Source organism: Saccharopolyspora sp. NPDC003752 (genome assembly GCF_053605825.1).
Genome location: NZ_JBSGJZ010000043.1, coordinates 46,614 through 63,452 on the forward strand (window position 1 = coordinate 46,614; position 16,839 = coordinate 63,452).

Sequence of the window (16,839 nt, forward strand, 5' to 3'; positions counted from 1 at the left end):
CCTGGTGGCACCGGATAGACTGCGGGCACACACCCGACAAAGGAGACGCGCGTGGCCAACATGTCCGTCCAACTGGTCGCCGTCGAGCGCCGCCTGTGGTCCGGGGAGGCGACCGCGGTGGTCGCGCAGACCACCGAGGGAGAGATCGGCATCCTGCCCGGGCACGAGCCGCTGCTCGGAGAGCTGATCGAGGGTGGTGTGGTGCGCATCACCACCACCGAGAAGGAGACCGTCACGGCCGCGGTGCACGGTGGTTTCCTGTCGGTCACCGCGGACGGGGTGAGCGTGCTGGCGGAGTCTGCGGAGCTCGCCTCCGAGATCGACGTGGAGCAGGCCCGCGTGGACGTCAAGAGCGCCGACGAACAGGCCCGAGCACGGGCCTTGAGCCGATTGCGAGCGGCCGGCCACTCGGCCTGATCCGGGCCGCGCATGGGTTCCCCGGTCTTGTTGCTGGCAGTGGCCTTCGGGCTGCTGGTGATCGCTGCCCTGGTAATCGGGGCGCTCGCGTGGCGGCGGCTGCGGGAACTGCGCGTCGGGGGCATCGACGTGGCGTTGCGCGCCAGCAAGGACGGCGGTGGCCGCGGCTGGCACCTGGGTGTCGCGCACTACCGGGGCGAGGAGTTCGCCTGGTACCGCGTGCTCAGCCTGCGGTCCGGGCCGAACTGGGTGATCAACCGCCGGGACGTGGAGATCGCGCGGCGCCGCGAGCCGTCGATGGCCGAGGCCTATGCGATGCCGTCCGGATCGACGGTCCTCGACCTGACCGGCCCGGAGCTGGAGCTGGCGATGAACACCGACGCCCTGACCGGCTTCCTGTCCTGGCTCGAATCGGCCCCACCGGGCCGGTCGGTGCCCTGGGCATCCTGAAACGACCAGCGGGGTCCGCTACCGGGCCCCGCTTTTTCGTGCGCTGACAGCATGGGAACTTTCCTGTCACCCGGGTGGCAGGAAGGTTCCCATGCTCACATCCGGCGACCGAGCTCGGCGCAGATGTCGTGCAGGAGCTGCTGGAAGACGTCGGTGAGCGGGGCGTGCCGGGTGCTGGTGGGCACGGCGGCGTGGATGCGGCGGTGCAGCCCGGACGCGAGCGGCCGGTGCACGGTGCCGGCGGCCTCGCCGATGGCGAGACGGGGGATGAACGAGACCGCGACACCGGCCGAGACCACCGCTTCGGCGACGGCGTAGGACTCGAACTCGAAAGCCATCTTCGGGGTGACGCCCTCGGCTCGGGCGGCGGCTTCCAGCTGCCGCCGGTTCGGCAGGCTGCGCGGGGCGCAGGCCCAGGTGTCGTCGCGGAAGTCGTGGAGCTGCGGCTCGGCCCGCTCGGCGAGCGGGTGGTCGCTGGGCAGCACGGCGTGGACGGGATCGTCCAGGAGGTGCACGAGGCGCACGCCCGGCGGGACGTCGAGCGGCTCGTCGTACTCGCCGACCAGCGCCAGGTCGAGCTGGTGCGCGGCGACCCGATCGATGCCTTCGGCAGGGCCCAGGTCCACCACGGAGAGTTCCGCCGCCGGGTGCCGGTGGCGGAGCGCGGCGAGCGTCTCCGGCAGCAGTGCGAGCCCGGCGGTGGGGAAGGCGCCGAGGCGCAGCCGGTTGCGATGCTCGTCGCGGAATCGTGCGGCGTCGGCAGTTGCGTCGTCGAGCGCAGCGGCGATGCGCTCGGCCTGTTCGGCGAGCCGGATTCCCAGCGGGGTCAGGCGCACGCCGTGAGCGTGCCGCTCGACGAGCTGGGCGCCGACCTCGTTCTCCAGCCGGGCCAGCTGCTGAGACACGGCCGGGGGAGTCCGGCGGAGCTGTTCGGCGGCGCGGGTGACGCTGCCCTGTTCCCGGAGGGCCAGCAGCACCAGCAGGCGTGACGGGTCGAGCATGAAGTTTTACTTTACGCTTCCCGAAGTTCCGTAACTGGAAGTGAATCAGCGCGCGGAGAAGACTTGGCGCTGTGACCGAGCAAGCCAGTTTCACGATCGAACCCGAACCCATCGACAGCCCCGAGGCCCAGCTGGCCCTGGGCCGCTACATCGAGGAGCTCAACGGCCGGTTCCCGGACGGGTTCGACACCAGTCGCGCCGCCCCGCCGGCGAAGGACGACTTCACGCCGCCGGTGGGGGACTTCCTGGTGGTTCGCGCCGAGGGCCGGGTGCTCGGGTGCGGCGCGGTGCGCACCGGGGGTGGCATCGCCGAGATCCGGCGGATGTGGATCGCGCCGGAGCTGCGCGGCAGGGGCGCGGGGCGGGCCTTGCTCGCGGCGCTGGAGGAGCGCGCGCGACGTCTTGGATGCTCGCTGATCCGCCTGGACACCGCTGCCGAGCTGCACGAAGCCCGCGCGCTCTACGACTCGGCCGGCTACCAAGAGGTTCCGGCGTACAACGACAACCAGTACGCCAAGCACTGGTTCGCGAAACCGGTGTCCTGAGCAGGGCTCTAAGCTGCGGGAATGCGCATCGAGCCGGTCGAGTACGACCACCCCGACGCCAAGAGGTTGATCGACGAGCTCCAGCGGGAGTACGTCGTGCGCTACGGCGAGGAAGACCTGACGCCGGTGGACCCCGTCGAGTTCCGGTCGCCCGGTGGCCTGTTCCTGCTCGGCTACGTCGACGCCCGCGCGGTCGCCTCCGGCGGGTGGCGGGTCCAGGCCGGCGACGGGCCCGGTTTCCGGGACGGCGACGCCGAGCTCAAGCGGATGTACATCGCTCCCGATGCGCGCGGGAACGGGTTGGCGCGGCGGATGCTCGCCGAACTGGAGAACACCGCCGCGCTGGCCGGCCGCAAGCGCATCGTGCTGGAGACCGGCATCCGGCAGCCGGAGGCGATCGGCCTCTACACCTCCTCCGGCTACACCGAGATCGAGAAGTTCGGGGTGTACCGCGACGACCCGCTGAGCAGGTGCTTCGGCAAGGATCTCTAGGCGTTGCCGCCCGGGCGCCAGAGCACGTCGCCGTCCGGGTTCGCCACCCGGGCGAGGATGAACAGCAGATCCGAGAGCCGGTTCAGGTACTTGGCGGGCAGCGGCGAGGTGCGCTCGCCGTCGGCTTCCTGCAGCGCCCACGCGGACCGCTCGGCGCGCCGGGCCACGCACCGGGCCTGGTGCAGCAGCGCGCCGCCGGGGGTGCCGCCGGGGAGGATGAAGGAGTCCAGTTTGCCCAGGCGCGCGTTGAACTCGTCGCACCAGCCTTCGAGGCGGTCGACGTAGGCCTGGGTGATGCGCAGCGGCGGGTACTTCGGGCTTTCGGCGACCGGGGTGGAGAGGTCCGCGCCCACGTCGAAGAGGTCGTTCTGCACCGCCCGCAGCACCTCGACGACGTCGTCGGAGAGCTGCGCGGTGGCCAACGCCACGCCGAGCACGGAGTTCGTCTCGTCCACGTCCGCGTAGGCGATGAGCCGCGGATCGGTCTTGTGCACCTTGGAGTTGTCCGACAACCGCGTCGTGCCCGAGTCGCCGGCCCGCGTGTAGATCTTCGTCAGGTGGACAGCCATGCCGTCAGCCTAGGCGGAGGCGGCCGTGCCCCGTCGGGCGTGACAGGAAGGTTCCCATGCTCCAGTCCTGCGGGGCTGGAGTGACAGGAAGGTTCCCATGCTCGCTCGATGCAACCCGCTCCGATGGCGGTGGGGGGTGGGCCGTAACCTCGATGCTCGTGAGTGAGCACTTCCGGGTACACGGCGGGGCCCGCCTCGTCGGCGAGGTCGACGTCGTCGGGGCGAAGAACAGCGTGCTGAAGCTGATGGCCGCGGCACTGCTGGCGGAGGGCACGACGACGATCGTCAACTGCCCGGAGATCCTCGACGTTCCGCTGATGGCCGACGTGCTGCGCAGCCTCGGTTGCGAGGTGTCGATCGACGGCGGCACCGTGCACATCACGACTCCGGCGGCGATCAGCCACGAGGCCATTTCCCCGTCGATGGGCAAGCTGCGCGCGTCGGTGTGCGTGCTGGGGCCGCTGGTCGCCCGGTGCCGCCGTGCCGTCGTGACGCTGCCCGGCGGCGACGCGATCGGTTCCCGCCCGCTGGACATGCACCAGAACGGGCTGCGGCAGCTCGGTGCGACCAGCCACATCGAGCACGGCGCGGTGGTGGCCGAGGCGGAGAACCTGCGCGGCGCGCAGATCTGGCTGGACTTCCCCAGCGTGGGCGCGACCGAGAACATCCTGATGGCCGCCGTGCTGGCCGAAGGCACCACCGTGATCGACAACGCGGCGCGGGAGCCGGAGATCGTCGACCTCTGCGTGATGCTGCAGCAGATGGGCGCAAAGATCGAAGGCGCCGGCACCTCCACGCTGACGGTGCACGGGGTTTCCTCGCTCAAGGCGGTCGAGCACCGCGTGATCGGGGACCGGATCGTCGGCGCGACCTGGGCGTTCGCCGCCGCTGCGACCCGCGGCGACATCATGGTGCGCGGTGTCGATCCGCGGCACGTGAACCTGGTGCTGGAGAAGCTGCGCAGCGCAGGGGCGGAGGTCACCACGTCCGAGGAGAGCTTCCGCGTGGTGATGCACGGCCGTCCGCACGCGGTGGACTTCGTGACGCTGCCGTACCCGGGTTTCCCGACGGACCTGCAGCCGATGGCGCTGGCGTTGTCGGCGGTCGCCGACGGCACCTCGATGATCACCGAGAACCTGTTCGAGTCCAGGTTCCGCTTCATCGAGGAGCTGGTCCGGATGGGCGCCGACGCCCGAACCGACGGGCACCACGCGGTGGTGCGCGGCTTGGAGCGGCTGTCCAGCGCCCCGGTGTGGGCGACCGACATCCGCGCCGGGGTGGGCCTGGTGCTCGCCGGGCTGTGCGCGGACGGTTCGACCGAGGTGTGGGACGTGTTCCACATCGACCGCGGCTACCCGAACTTCGTGGAGAACCTGCGCGGCCTCGGCGCTGAGATCGAACGCGTGACCGACTGAGCTGCGGTTCACCCCTTCGGGCGTGACCATGGGCGAGGACCCTGCTCCCGCGTTGAAGGGGCGATGGTCATGGCGAGCAGCGGGTGGACGCGAAGAGATTTCCTGAAGGGCTCCTGCGCCGCGGCGGGCGCACTCGTGCTGGGCGGGTGTGCGCGCACCGGCGGGGGCGGGGCAGGCGGTGATCCGCTCGAAGCGGCCCGCAGCTCCGGCACCATCCAGGTCGGCATCGCGGGCGAGGCGCCCTACGGCTTCACCGACGCGGCCGGCCGGGTCACCGGCGAGGCGCCGGAGGTGGCGCGCGCGGTGTTCCGCGGCTTGGGCGTCAACGAGGTGCAGGCGTCGCAGGTCGACTTCAACCAGTTGATCCCGGCGCTGAACGCGGGCAAGTTCAGCGTGGTCGCGGCGGGCATGTTCATCACCCCGGAACGCTGCAAGAACGCGGCGTTCTCGATCCCGGACTACCTGGCGCCGACCGCGTTCCTGGTGCCCAGGGGTAACCCGGAGGGCGTTGCCACGTTCGAAGACGTGACGAGGAAGAAGCTGCAGCTCGCGGTGCTCAGCGGGGCGGTGGAGAAGGACTACGCGCAGCGGCTGGGCGTGCCCGACTCGCAGGTGCAGGTCTTCGACACGCAGAACGCGCTGCTGCAGGCGGTCCTCAACAAGCGCGCCTACTGCGCCGCGTTGACCAACATCTCGCTCAACGACGTGGTGAAGAAGAACCCGGGCGCGCAGGTCGAGGTCACCAAGGGCTTCACGCCGGTGATCAACGGCAAGGCCGAGGTGCAGGCGGGCGCGTTCGTGTTCCGCTCGCCGGACACCGCGCTGCGCGACGCGTTCAACATCGAGCTGAAGAAGCTGCACGACAGCGGCGAATGGGTGCGCATCACCGAGCCGTTCGGCTTCACCAGCGACAACCTGCCGCCGGCCGACGTGACCACGGAGGCGTTGTGCGCCGGTAGCTGATCCCGGCGACGGGAGGCGACATGTCCGGGAACGTCTCGCACTTCCTCTCGGTCCTGCTGCAAGGTGTGCCTGCGACGGTGATCGCGACGCTGTGCGGCATCGCGCTGTGCGTCGTGCTGTCGTTCGCGGCCGGCCTCGGCATGCTGTCGCCGTGGCGGTGGGTGCGCGTCATCGCCCGCAGTTACGTCGAAGTCTGGCGCGGCACATCCGAAGTGGTGCAGCTGTTCTGGATCTTCTTCGCGCTGCCGCTGCTGGTCGGCTTCGAGCTGCTGCCCCTGTGGGCGGGCATCCTCGTGCTCGGCCTGAACCACGGTGCGTACGGCGGCGAGATCGTGCGGGGCGCGGTGCGGGCGGTGCCGAAGGAACAGCACGAGTGCGCGGTCGCGCTGAGCTTCGGCCCGGCTCAGCGGATGTGGCGGGTGATCCTGCCGCAGGCGGTGGTGGAGATGATCCCGCCGTTCAACAACCTGTTCATCCAGCTGCTGAAGAGCAGCGCGCTGCTGTCGCTGATCTTCGTGCACGACATCACCTACCAGGGCCGGGACGTCCTCGAACCGAACTTCACCGGCCAGACCGCGCTGATCTACCTGCTGATGCTGGCGCTGTACCTGGTGCTGGCGCTGCTGATCACGGCGGTGATGCGGGCGCTGGAGAAGCGGGCCGCGGCGGCCGTCGGCCGCGAGCCCGTCGCACCGTCGAAGGCGCTCGGCCGAGCCGAAGGCGGGGCGGTCTAGTTGATCTGGGACTGGGAGTTCACCGGACGGATCATCCCGGACATCCTGCGCGGCCTGGTGGTGACGTTCGAGGCGACGCTGCTGGGTTCGATCGTGGCCTTCGCGCTCGGCCTCGTCCTGGCGCTGCTGCGGCGATCCCGGATCCGGCTGGTCAGCGGGGCGGTCTGGGTGCTCATCGAGTTCGTCCGAAGCACGCCGCTGCTGGTGCAGCTGTACTTCCTGTTCAACGTGCTGCCCGGAATCGGCGTGAGGTTCTCCTCGCTGACCACAGGCGTGATCGGCCTCGGCGTGCACTACGCCTGCTACACCGCGGAGGTCTACCGAGCCGGGATCGAGGGCGTACCGCGAGGCCAATGGGAGGCGGCGACGGCGTTGAGCCTGCCCACTCGCCGGGTGTGGACGAGCGTGATCCTGCCGCAAGCGATCCCGCGGGTGCTGCCGGCGCTGGGCAACTACACGATCTCGATGTTCAAGGAAACGCCGCTGCTGCTGGCGATCGGGGTGCTCGACCTGGTGGGAGCGGCGCAGGAAGCCGGGGCGGAGGCCTACCGGTACGTCGAGCCGCTGACCTTGGCGGGCATCTGCTTCCTGCTGCTCAGCTACCCGTCGTCGCTGCTGGTGCGGAGGTTGGAGAGCCGTGTCGGGATCTGATGCGGGCCACGACATGATCCGGTTCGACCGCGTGGTCAAGCGGTTCGGCGACAACGTGGTGCTGGACGAGCTGGACTTCGCGGTGCGGCCGGGCGAGCGGGTCACGCTGATCGGGCCCAGCGGATCGGGCAAGACGACGATCCTGCGGCTGCTGATGACGCTGGAACGGGTCGACGGCGGCACCATCCACGTCGGCGAGGACTGCCTGACCCACGTGCCGCGGGGAGGGCGGCTGGTGCCCGCCGACGAGAAGCACCTGAGGAAGGTGCGCAGGCGGATCGGCATGGTGTTCCAGCAGTTCAACCTGTTCCCGAACATGCGGGTGCTGCGCAACATCACCGAAGCACCGGTCCACGTGCTCGGCCGGTCCACTGAGGACGCCGAGCGCCGGGCGCGGGAACTGCTGGACGTGGTGGGCCTGGCGGACAAGATCGACGCCTATCCCACGCAGCTTTCCGGCGGCCAGCAGCAGCGGGTGGCGATCGCGCGAGCGCTGGCGATGAGCCCGGACGTGCTGCTGCTGGACGAGATCACCTCGGCCCTGGACCCGGAGCTGGCCGCCGAGGTGCTGGACGTGCTGCGAGATCTGGCGCGCACCAGCGACATCACGATGCTGTGCGTGACGCACGCGATGAAGTTCGCCCGCGACGTCTCGCACCGGGTGCTGATGTTCGACGCGGGCAAGATCGTCGAGGACAAGCCGCCCGCCGAGCTGTTCGAGAATCCGGAGCAGGAGCGCACCCGGGCGTTCCTGCGATCGGTGCTCGACGAGGCCTGACCGGTACCTGTCGGAACCGGCGGTTAAGGTCCGCAGCAGGTTCCGGAGCAGTCGGGAGGACGCGGATGACCACGTCGACGAAGGTCGGCCGATTGATGGCCTTCACCGCGAAGCCGGGCAAAGGCGGTGACCTCGCGGCTGCGATGCTGCAGGTCGCGGAGGGTCTCCGGCAGGTGCCCGGCTGCGAGCTCTACGTCATCAGCCAGGATTCCGGCCACCCGGACACGGTCCGGGTGGTCGAGGCGTGGGCGGACGAGGCGAGCGCGGACGCCGCGCTGGCGGCAGCGGCCAACACCACCGGCCCGGTCAGCATCGAAGCGGTGCTGGGAATGCTGGCGAAGCCACCGGAACGCATCGACCTGACCACGCTCGGCGGCGTGGGGCTGTGACGCCCGACCGGCGGCAGGTCAGGCCGGGGTCCGGCGTTCGTGCAGGAGAAGCAGGGTGTAGGCGGCGATCGACTGCGCATCGGTGATCTCGCCTGCGGCGATCATCGCCTCGAACTCGGTCCGGGAGAACCAGGCGGCACGCATGTCCTGCTCCTCCAGCTCGCGCTCGTGCTCGCCGGAGGTGAGCCCGGTGGCCAGGAACGCCCGGCCTCGCTGGCTGGTGAGCCCGGGAGCCACATCGAGGACGCCGATGTCGACGAGCTTCTCGGCCCGCAGACCGGTTTCCTCGCGCAGCTCCCGCGCGGCCAGTTCGGTGGGCGCGACATCGAGCCGGTCCGGAGCGGTGCCCTGCGGGAATTCCCAACGCCGCAAGCCCAACGGGTAGCGGAACTGCTCCACGAGGTGGAGCCGATCGCCGTCGAGCGGGATCACCAAGGCGTAGTTGGGCTTGTCGATCACGCCGTAGATCCCGTCCGAGCCATCGGCCCGGCGAATGCCGTCCTCGCGGACGGTCATCCACGAGTTGGCGTAAACCTCGCGGCTGCTCGTCTGCTGCATGAGCCCATGATGCCGCACGCAGGACCCCAGCGGCCCGGATCAACCAGAGGGCGCGCTCGTCTGACCACGCGACGACGCCAGGTGCCGGTCAACGATCGCGCGGTGTTGGGCGGGCAGTGCTCTGCCGCCTGGTCTGGGTGTTCGTCTGGGGTCCACTGTGGATGGTGGGATGAACTCGGGCCTCCCGTCGCGCATGGTGATGTCCCAGCGTTGGTTGTGGAGCGTGCGGTGGTGGTGTGCGCAGAGCATCACCATGTTGTCCACGTCGGTCGCACCACCGTCGACCCAGTGCTGGACGTGGTGCGCTTCGGGTGTCCCCGGCGGCCGGTCGCATCCGGGGAAGGCGCACACGCCATCGCGCCGGAGCAACGCGGTTCGAATGTGGGTGGGTGCGGTTCGTTTCGCCCTGCCGACATCCAACGGCAGACTGTCACCACCAAGCACGATCGGCAGGATTTCGGCGTCACAGGCGATGCGGCGGGCGTTGTGGGCGGTGATAGCACGCTCGGTGTTCAGCGTGCCGGGCATACCGTCCTCACCGATGACCTCCAAGCCCCGCTTCAAATCATCGAAGTCGATCGCAATCGTCATCTGCGGCCGCTGCCCACCGGTGCGCGGCATCCCGTCATGGTCCAGCGCCAGATCCAGCAACGCCGCGAACCCATCGGCATTCCGCTGCCCGGCCGTGCGGGGGTCTTTCTCCCCGTCGATCTCGGGTCGAGGTGCGGCGAGGGGCTCGATCAACGCGGCGAATTTCGCCCCTATCTCCCGGTCCAGTTTCGCTTTGATGACGGTCATGCCGTCCCGGGTGGTGCCGTAGTACAACTCCCGTGCTTCGTGCTGGGCTTCCTCGTCGCGGTAGGCGCCGTCCTGGTCCAACAGGTAGCGGATGCGTTCGGCGAGTTTCTCCAGTTCCCTCGGCGGCATCGTCCGCGCATACCCGGCAAGCGTTGATTCGACCTCGGCGACCTGGTGGCAGCGCGCGTACTCGGGCAAACGGCGGATGCCGTTGGCGATGACGCGCGCGTGTTCCAGTCCGATCGCGCCTTCGGCCAGGGCGGCGGCGGTGTCAGGGAGGTCAGGTGACATGAGCTCGCCGTGGAAGGTTTGCCGGTCTTCGACGTTGCGGGCGACTGTGACGCGGGTTTTCGCGTCGCGAGGGTCGATGTTGAGCAGTCCCTGCAACCAGACTTGCAGCGATCGGGCGGTGGTCTCGGCGTGAATGGCCCGATGGTCGGCCTCGGCAATGTACTGCAGCTGTTCCCACATCAGCACCCGCATCTCCTTCTCCAGTTCTTGGATGCGGGTGGCGAGTTCGGTGTCGGTGCAGGACACCGCCGACCACGGACCAGCAAGGTCCCTGGTCGCATCAGGGGTGTTCAGCAGCGGTGTCATGCCACAATTGTCCCGCACTCGAACACGCGTTCGCACGTTTTTTATGGTCGCTTGATCAGGTGAAACGCCCCGCCACAGGTCGCGAAAACGGTTCCATGTCAAGGGAAACGGTCACGACACGCCGAAGGCGACCCCATCCACCACCAAGCCCGCGCCGCCATCGGCCGTGCGTGCCATGGCGCCCGGTTCCTGAAGGGTCGATATCCGCGAAATCGCCTCATCCTCACAACGGCCGGACCCCTGTAACGGAACCCCCGAAACCAACCCCCACCAGCCCCAACAATCCACCCATCGCGGGGATGGCCCCAAAACGCACCGAACCTCCAAAAGCCCCAACCTCAAACCCGGCGAACCGAACCTCAAGCTGAGAACCTCGAACCACGAACCGAGCCAAGAGGAGCGAGCCCGAGTGCCCCACCCCTGGTGGCGAAGCGCGGTGACGTACCAGATCTACCCCCGCAGCTTCGCCGACTCGAACGCCGACGGGATCGGCGATCTCCCGGGGCTGACGTCCAAGTTGGACCACCTCGCCTGGCTGGGCGTGGATGCGCTCTGGTTGACGCCCTGCTACCCGTCGAGGTGGGTCGACGGCGGCTACGACATCACCGACCACCGCGGCATCGACCCGAGCCTGGGCACCCTGCGGGACTTCGACCGGATGGTGGCCACCGCGCACGGGCTCGGCATCCGGGTGCTGATCGACCTCGTGCCGAACCACACCTCGGACCGGCACGAGTGGTTCCGGCAGGCCCTGGCGGCCGGGCCCGGTTCGCCGGAGCGCGACCGGTACGTCTTCCGCGACGGCAGGGGGCCGGGCGGGACGCGTCCGCCGAGCGGCTGGGAGTCGCGGTTCGGCGGCAGCGCCTGGACGCGTGTGGCGGACGGCCAGTGGTACCTGCACCTGTTCGCCCCCGAGCAGCCCGACCTCAACTGGTCGAATCCGGAGGTGCGCGCCGAGTTCCTGGACATCCTGCGGTTCTGGGGGCGCCGCGGTGTCGACGGTTTCCGGGTGGACGTGGCCGCGGCGCTGGTCAAGGACCTGCGCGAGCCGTTGCGGGAGGTCGTCGGCGGGGAGGGCAGCACCGGGCTGGACGACTTCGCCGCCAACCCCGACCACCCGTTCCTGGACCGGCCCGAGGTGCACGACGTGTACCGCGAGTGGAACCGGGTGTTCCACGAGTTCGACCCGCCGCTGGTAGGGGTGGCCGAGGTGTGGGCGCGCAGCGACCGGCGGGTCCGCTACATCAGGCCTGGCGAGCTGCAGCAGGCCTTCGACTTCGAGTTCCTGCGGGTGCGCTGGCGGGCGTCGGAGTACCGGCGGATCGTGGCGGGGTCGATCGCGGGAGCATCGTCGGTGGGAACCGTGGCGACCTGGGTGCTGGCCAACCACGACGTGGTGCGGCAGGTGTCCGCGCTGGGACTGCCCGCCGACGTCGACCTGCGGGTCTGGCTGGCGTCGGGCGGAACCGAGCCGCCCGCGGACCTGGAGTTGGGCACCAGGCGGGCGCGCGCGGCGATCATGTTCGCGCTGGCGTTGCCCGGCTCCGCGTACCTGTACCAGGGCGAGGAGCTCGGGCTGCCGGAGGTCGCGGACTTGCCCGCGGAGGTCCTGCGGGACCCGAAGTGGGTGCGTTCCCGGCACAAGGTGAGGGGGCGCGACGGCTGCCGGGTGCCGCTGCCGTGGACCCGAGGCGGGGTGTCCTTCGGGTTCGGCGACGCGCCGCCGTGGCTCCCGCAACCCGCCGGCTGGGGCGGCTACTCGGTGGAGGCGCAGCGCGGTGACCCCGGCTCGATGCTGGAGCTATACCGCGCCGCGCTGCGGCTTCGGCGCGGGTTCAGCGGCGATGAGAGGTTCGGCTGGGACGACCGCCACGACGCCGGTGACGTCCTGGCGTTCCGGCGAGGCAGCGACGTCCTGGTCCTGGTCAACACCGGCCCTGCGGCCGTCCCGCTCCCGCCGGGGGAGGTCCTGCTGGCCAGCGCCCCGCTCGAAGCGGGTTTCCTCCCCGCCGACACCACCGCGTGGCTACGCCAGCCCTGACGAAAGCATGGGAACTTTCCTGTCACCGCAGGGCCGGGGCTGGTGCATGGGAACCTTCCTGTCACCCGAACCACGGCTTCGGCGCGCCGGGAGTGACAGGAAGGTTCCCATGCTCACTTCGCGGCTTCGGTGTTGCGCTCGTTGAGCCGGGACCTGCGGCGGCCGTAGCCGAAGTACACCACCAGGCCGATCGCCGACCAGATCGCGAAGGTCACCCAGGTGACCGCGTCGAGGCCGAAGATCAGGTACACGCACAGGGCGAGGCCGAGCAGCGGCACCACCGGCATCAGCGGGGTGCGGAAGCTGCGCGGCAGGTCGGGCCGGGTGCGGCGGAGCACCAGGACACCGATGTTGACCAGGCCGAACGCGACCAGGGTGCCGATGCTGGTGGCCTCGGCGAGCTGGTTGAGCGGCACGACGGCGGCGAGCAGCGCCACCACGGTGCCGACCACCACGGTGTTCCGGGCGGGCACCGCGCGCCGGTTCACCTTGGACAGCATTCCCGGCATCAGGCCGTCGCGGGACATCGACACCAGGATCCGGGTCTGCCCGTACAGCACGGTCAGCACGACCGAGGCGATGGCGACGACCGCGCCGAACGCGAGCACCACCGAGGGCCAGCCCTGGCCGGTCACGATGCGCAGTGCGGCGGCCAGCGAGGCGTCGGATTCGCCGAGCGCGCCGACGCCCACCGCGCCGACGGCGGCGAAGGCGACCAGCACGTAGATGGCGGTGACGATGGCCAGCGACAGGATGATCGCGCGGGGCAGGTCGCGGGCCGGGTTGCGGGCTTCCTCGCCGGCGGTGGACGCCGCGTCGAAGCCGATGAACGAGAAGAACACCGCCGAGGCGCCCACGGAGATGCCGGCGAATCCGGCCGGGGCGAACGGCGTCATGTTCTCGGAGCGGAACGCCGTGATCGCCACGGCGAAGAAGAACACCAGCACCGCGATCTTGAGCAGGGTGGTGATCGTGGTGGCTCGGGCGCTCTCCCGCACGCCCAGCAGCAGGACGCCCATGGCGAGCAGGACGATCAGCGCGGCCGGGAAGTTGAACACGCCGCCGTCGCCGGGCGGCGCGGCGAAGATCTCGGGGATGGTGACGCCGATGGTGCCCTGCAGGAACTCGTTCAGGTAGCCGCCCCAGCCGACCGCGACCGCGGCGACCGATACCCCGTACTCCAGCAGCAAGCACCAGCCGCAGATCCAGGCGACGAGCTCGCCGAGCGTGGCGTAGGTGTAGGAGTAGGCCGAGCCGGACACCGGCACGCTGCCCGCGAGTTCGGCGTAGGACAGCGCGGAGCAGAGCGCGGCCACGCCGGCCAGTACGAACGAGACGACCACGGCGGGACCGGCGGCGGGCGCGGCTTCGGCGAGCACCACGAAGATCCCGGTGCCGAGGGTCGCGCCGACCGACAGCGCCACGAGCGGTACCAGGCCGAGGGTCCGGCGCAGCTGGGAGTGCGAGCCGTCGTCGGCGAGTTGCTCGGCGGGTTTGACGCGCAGCAGGGTTCGGGCGAAGGACACGGGGCGTAACGGTATCTCGCTCAGCGGGAAGAACGAGGTCCGGCCCGGTGTGCCCCGGGGGTGCTCGACTTCTGGATCGACGCCCGTACTCTGTGCCGGGTGCGACTTGTCATTGCCCGCTGCCAGGTGGATTACGTCGGCCGGCTCACCGCGCACCTGCCCATGGCGCAGCGCCTGCTGCTGGTCAAGGCCGATGGGTCGGTGTCGGTCCACTCCGACGACCGCGCCTACAAGCCGTTGAACTGGATGAGCCCGCCGTGCTGGCTGATCGAGGATCCCGGCGTGTGGACCGTGCAGAACAAGGCCGGCGAGAAGCTGGTGATCAGCATCGAAGAGGTGCTGCACGACTCCAAGCACGAGCTGGGGGTGGAGCCGGGACTGGTCAAGGACGGCGTCGAGGCGCACCTGCAGGAGTTGCTCGCCGCGCACGTCACGACCCTCGGCGACGGCTGGTCGCTGGTGCGCCGCGAGTACCCGACCGCGATCGGCCCGGTGGACCTGATGTGCCGGGACGCCGCCGGGGCGAGCGTGGCGGTCGAGATCAAGCGGCGCGGCGAGATCGACGGCGTCGAGCAGCTGACCCGCTACCTGGAGCTGCTGAACCGGGATCCCCTGCTGGCGCCGGTGGCCGGGGTGTTCGCGGCGCAGCAGATCAAGCCGCAGGCCCGCACCCTGGCCGAGGACCGCGGGATCCGCTGCGTGGTGCTGGACTACGACCAGCTGCGCGGCATCGAACCGGACGAGTACCGGCTGTTCTGATCAACCTTTCCGGGGCACCCGCGGGCGTTGTCGGCCCGCGGGTGACAGGAAGGTTCCCATGCTCGCCAGGAGCGAAGCGGCCTTGATCAGGCGGTTTTGATCGCGTTGCCGTCGACGAGGTGGTCGGCGCCCGCGGTGCTCGCCGCGTGCGGGGACGCCAGGAAGGCGACCAGCGCGGCGACCTCCGCCGGTTCGACGAGCCGGCCGGTGGTCATGCCCGCTTCGGCGGGGAGCTGGGCGAGCAGGTGGTCGAGGGGGACTCCCATCGCTTAGGCCATCGCCGCGCCGTGCCCGTCCGCCGCTTCCCACATCGCCGTGCGCACCGGGCCGGGGGAGACGGTGTTGACCCGCACGCCCTGCGGTCCGACCTCCGCGGCGAGCGCCTTGCCGAAGGCGGTCAGCGCCGCCTTTGCGATGGTGTAGGGCATCGGTCCGGAGTGCGGCACCCGGGCGCCGATCGACGAGATGTTGATGATCGAGCCGCGGCGGCGCAGCAGGCTCGGCAGTGCCGCGCGGGTGGTGCGGACCGCGCTGAAGAAGTTCAGGTCGAAGGTCTGCTGCCACTCGTCTTCGGTCAGGTCGGCGAGGCCGCCGAGCAGCCCGCCGTCGCCGCCTCCGACGTTGTTGACGAGCAGGTCCAGTTCGCCCACGTCGGAGAGGGCCTGTTCGACGAGGTTCGCCGGGCCGTCCGGTGTGGACAGGTCGGCGGTGCGGCCGATCGCGCCGGTCGCGGCGAGTTCCGGCGTGATCGTGCGCGCCGCGGCGACGACCCGCACGCCTTCGGAGGCGAGCGCGGACACGACCGCCAGCCCGATGCCGCGGCTGGCGCCCGTCACGAGCGCGGTCTTCCCGGTCAACTTCAGGTCCATGCTCCGACTCCCTGTTGCATCAATGGTGATGCGGCAGACGATATAGATGCGACATAGATGTCGCAAGTAACTGGCGAACTAGTACTCCCGTGTAGTGTTTCGGTGGTTCTGGGAGGTGGTTGTGGCGCGAGCGATGCGTGCGGACTCCGAGCGGACCGCGCTGGGGATCCTGGAGGCGGCCGAACGCGTGCTCCGCGAGGACCCGGCGGCGTCGATGGGGCAGATCGCCGAGGCGGCCGGGGTCGCGCGCACGACGGTGCACCGGCGCTTCGCCAGCCGGGAGGCGCTGGTGGAGGCGATGACCACCTGGGCGGCCGAGCAGTTCCGCGACGCGGTCGAGGCCGCGCGCCCGGCCGGTGCGCCGCCGCTGGTCGCGCTGCACCAGGTCACCGCGAACGTGTTGCGGGTGAAGGTCGACTGGGGCTTCGCGATGAGCCGGGCGGTCGCCGGCGAGGTCGCGCGCATCCACGACGAGGTGCGGCGGGCCTGCATCGGGCTGATGGAACGCGCCAGGGACGCCGGCGTGCTGCGCGCGGACGTCGACCTGGAGTGGGTGCGGCGGGTTTACTACGCGCTGATCCACGAGGCCGCCGAGCAGGGCAAGGCGGGCGCCGACACCGACGAGATGGCCGCGCTCGTCGTGGATACCCTGCTGAAAGGCGTTGGCGCGTAGCGGATTCGCGTCAGCTGCGGTCCGACTTGCCGTGGCAGCACGGCCGCAGCCGCGTGGTGGTCCACGGGGTCAGCAGCCGGGCGAGGTTCCGCCAGAACTGCTCCGGCCGGTCGCGGACGCGTTGTGCGTCGTTCGCGGGCCGGTCGTTCGGGTCCGTCGCCAGTCCGTCGATGATCGCCAGATCGATCCGGGCGTTCACAGCTCCACCCCCGTCGCTGCGCATGTGCCAACAGTGACGGTACCGGTCACATTCCGTTGCGGGGAGCGGATTTTCGCATATCACTCGCATGGCCGTGCCGGGTCGCGCGGCTCGTCACGCCCCGTGTGCCACGAGGCGCGCGAACGGGCCGCCCGTCCGGCGGGAATCGCCTGATCGATTTAGTGTCGAGTTCCAACGAAATGATATCGGAGCGATGTGATCCGCCCCACTGTGCGGTACTGTCCGGCTGCTGTCGCAAGTGTGGTGGTTGTCGTTCGACTTTGTTGGGTCTGGAGGTGGCGTGGCGGTGTTCCTAGCCAAGGGTCAGCTGCTGGATGCCAACGCGGTGGATTTCGCGTTGTTGGCGTTGTACTTCGTTTTCGTGCTGGGTATCGGGTATCTGGCGCGGCGTGCG

19 protein-coding genes and 1 pseudogene are annotated in these 16,839 nt (G+C 70.0%); 13 read left to right on the forward strand and 7 right to left on the reverse strand.

Annotated features, from left to right (window positions below):
• Positions 1-51 precede the first annotated feature (51 nt).
• Positions 52-417 carry a F0F1 ATP synthase subunit epsilon gene (locus ACWEV3_RS36215; RefSeq protein ID WP_452618221.1) on the forward strand — a complete coding sequence of 122 codons (366 nt, stop codon included), beginning with the start codon at positions 52-54 and terminating at the stop codon, positions 415-417.
• A 12-nt stretch (positions 418-429) separates the two neighbouring features.
• Positions 430-867, forward strand: a complete 438-nt coding sequence (locus ACWEV3_RS36220; RefSeq protein ID WP_452618222.1) for a DUF2550 domain-containing protein — start codon at positions 430-432, stop codon at positions 865-867.
• Between the two features lie 95 nt (positions 868-962).
• On the opposite strand, the gene ACWEV3_RS36225 is transcribed toward ACWEV3_RS36220, so the two are convergent.
• On the reverse strand, positions 963-1,868 hold the full coding sequence (locus ACWEV3_RS36225; RefSeq protein ID WP_452618223.1) for a LysR family transcriptional regulator: 906 nt from the start codon (positions 1,866-1,868) through the stop codon (positions 963-965).
• Positions 1,869-1,939: 71 nt separating this feature from the next.
• Between ACWEV3_RS36225 and ACWEV3_RS36230 the strand changes: the two genes are divergently transcribed.
• Positions 1,940-2,413: a GNAT family N-acetyltransferase gene (locus ACWEV3_RS36230; RefSeq protein ID WP_452618224.1), complete on the forward strand. Its 474-nt coding sequence runs from the start codon at positions 1,940-1,942 to the stop codon at positions 2,411-2,413.
• 21 nt (positions 2,414-2,434) lie between these two features.
• The gene (locus ACWEV3_RS36235; protein WP_452618225.1) at positions 2,435-2,905 is read left to right on the forward strand and encodes a GNAT family N-acetyltransferase; all 471 of its coding nucleotides are present in this window, start codon (positions 2,435-2,437) and stop codon (positions 2,903-2,905) included.
• Here the strand turns inward: ACWEV3_RS36235 and ACWEV3_RS36240 are convergent.
• Positions 2,902-3,474 carry a cob(I)yrinic acid a,c-diamide adenosyltransferase gene (locus ACWEV3_RS36240; RefSeq protein WP_452618226.1) on the reverse strand — a complete coding sequence of 191 codons (573 nt, stop codon included), beginning with the start codon at positions 3,472-3,474 and terminating at the stop codon, positions 2,902-2,904. The two genes, ACWEV3_RS36235 and ACWEV3_RS36240, sit on opposite strands and share 4 nt — an antisense overlap.
• A gap of 158 nt (positions 3,475-3,632) precedes the next feature.
• Between ACWEV3_RS36240 and murA the strand changes: the two genes are divergently transcribed.
• From murA to ACWEV3_RS36270, 6 genes are all read left to right on the forward strand, one after another.
• A complete protein-coding gene (murA, locus tag ACWEV3_RS36245; RefSeq protein WP_132493176.1) occupies positions 3,633-4,889 on the forward strand; it encodes a UDP-N-acetylglucosamine 1-carboxyvinyltransferase in 1,257 nt (418 codons plus the stop codon).
• 69 nt (positions 4,890-4,958) lie between these two features.
• Entirely contained in the window at positions 4,959-5,852 is an 894-nt protein-coding gene (gene ehuB / locus ACWEV3_RS36250; protein ID WP_452618227.1) for an ectoine/hydroxyectoine ABC transporter substrate-binding protein EhuB, read from the forward strand.
• Between the two features lie 20 nt (positions 5,853-5,872).
• Positions 5,873-6,586 carry an ectoine/hydroxyectoine ABC transporter permease subunit EhuC gene (ehuC, locus tag ACWEV3_RS36255; protein ID WP_132493178.1) on the forward strand — a complete coding sequence of 238 codons (714 nt, stop codon included), beginning with the start codon at positions 5,873-5,875 and terminating at the stop codon, positions 6,584-6,586.
• Positions 6,587-7,237 (forward strand): ectoine/hydroxyectoine ABC transporter permease subunit EhuD, encoded by a 651-nt coding sequence (ehuD, locus tag ACWEV3_RS36260; protein WP_132493179.1) that lies wholly within the window; start codon positions 6,587-6,589, stop codon positions 7,235-7,237.
• A 13-nt stretch (positions 7,238-7,250) separates the two neighbouring features.
• Positions 7,251-8,015: an ectoine/hydroxyectoine ABC transporter ATP-binding protein EhuA gene (gene ehuA / locus ACWEV3_RS36265; RefSeq protein WP_452618237.1), complete on the forward strand. Its 765-nt coding sequence runs from the start codon at positions 7,251-7,253 to the stop codon at positions 8,013-8,015.
• Between the two features lie 65 nt (positions 8,016-8,080).
• Positions 8,081-8,404, forward strand: coding sequence for a putative quinol monooxygenase (locus ACWEV3_RS36270; protein ID WP_452618228.1), 324 nt, complete (start codon positions 8,081-8,083; stop codon positions 8,402-8,404).
• Between the two features lie 18 nt (positions 8,405-8,422).
• Here the strand turns inward: ACWEV3_RS36270 and ACWEV3_RS36275 are convergent, their stop codons facing one another.
• Both ACWEV3_RS36275 and ACWEV3_RS36280 read right to left on the reverse strand, forming a co-directional pair.
• Positions 8,423-8,962: an NUDIX domain-containing protein gene (locus ACWEV3_RS36275; protein ID WP_452618229.1), complete on the reverse strand. Its 540-nt coding sequence runs from the start codon at positions 8,960-8,962 to the stop codon at positions 8,423-8,425.
• Positions 8,963-9,001: 39 nt separating this feature from the next.
• On the reverse strand, positions 9,002-10,357 hold the full coding sequence (locus tag ACWEV3_RS36280; RefSeq protein ID WP_452618230.1) for a DUF222 domain-containing protein: 1,356 nt from the start codon (positions 10,355-10,357) through the stop codon (positions 9,002-9,004).
• A 409-nt stretch (positions 10,358-10,766) separates the two neighbouring features.
• On the opposite strand from ACWEV3_RS36280, the gene ACWEV3_RS36285 reads away from it, so the two are divergent.
• Positions 10,767-12,398, forward strand: coding sequence for a glycoside hydrolase family 13 protein (locus ACWEV3_RS36285; protein WP_452618231.1), 1,632 nt, complete (start codon positions 10,767-10,769; stop codon positions 12,396-12,398).
• Positions 12,399-12,511: 113 nt separating this feature from the next.
• On the opposite strand, the gene ACWEV3_RS36290 is transcribed toward ACWEV3_RS36285, so the two are convergent.
• A complete protein-coding gene (locus ACWEV3_RS36290) occupies positions 12,512-13,924 on the reverse strand; it encodes an amino acid permease (RefSeq protein WP_452618232.1) in 1,413 nt (470 codons plus the stop codon).
• A gap of 99 nt (positions 13,925-14,023) precedes the next feature.
• Between ACWEV3_RS36290 and nucS the strand changes: the two genes are divergently transcribed.
• Entirely contained in the window at positions 14,024-14,683 is a 660-nt protein-coding gene (gene nucS / locus ACWEV3_RS36295) for an endonuclease NucS (protein ID WP_132493184.1), read from the forward strand.
• An 86-nt stretch (positions 14,684-14,769) separates the two neighbouring features.
• On the opposite strand, the pseudogene ACWEV3_RS36300 reads toward nucS, so the two are convergent.
• Positions 14,770-15,552, reverse strand: a pseudogene (locus ACWEV3_RS36300) (SDR family oxidoreductase).
• A gap of 133 nt (positions 15,553-15,685) precedes the next feature.
• On the opposite strand from ACWEV3_RS36300, the gene ACWEV3_RS36305 reads away from it, so the two are divergent.
• Entirely contained in the window at positions 15,686-16,225 is a 540-nt protein-coding gene (locus tag ACWEV3_RS36305; protein WP_452618233.1) for a TetR/AcrR family transcriptional regulator, read from the forward strand.
• Positions 16,226-16,235: 10 nt separating this feature from the next.
• Here ACWEV3_RS36305 and ACWEV3_RS36310 read toward each other — a convergent pair whose 3' ends face one another.
• Positions 16,236-16,424 carry a hypothetical protein gene (locus ACWEV3_RS36310; protein ID WP_452618234.1) on the reverse strand — a complete coding sequence of 63 codons (189 nt, stop codon included), beginning with the start codon at positions 16,422-16,424 and terminating at the stop codon, positions 16,236-16,238.
• Positions 16,425-16,839 lie beyond the last annotated feature (415 nt).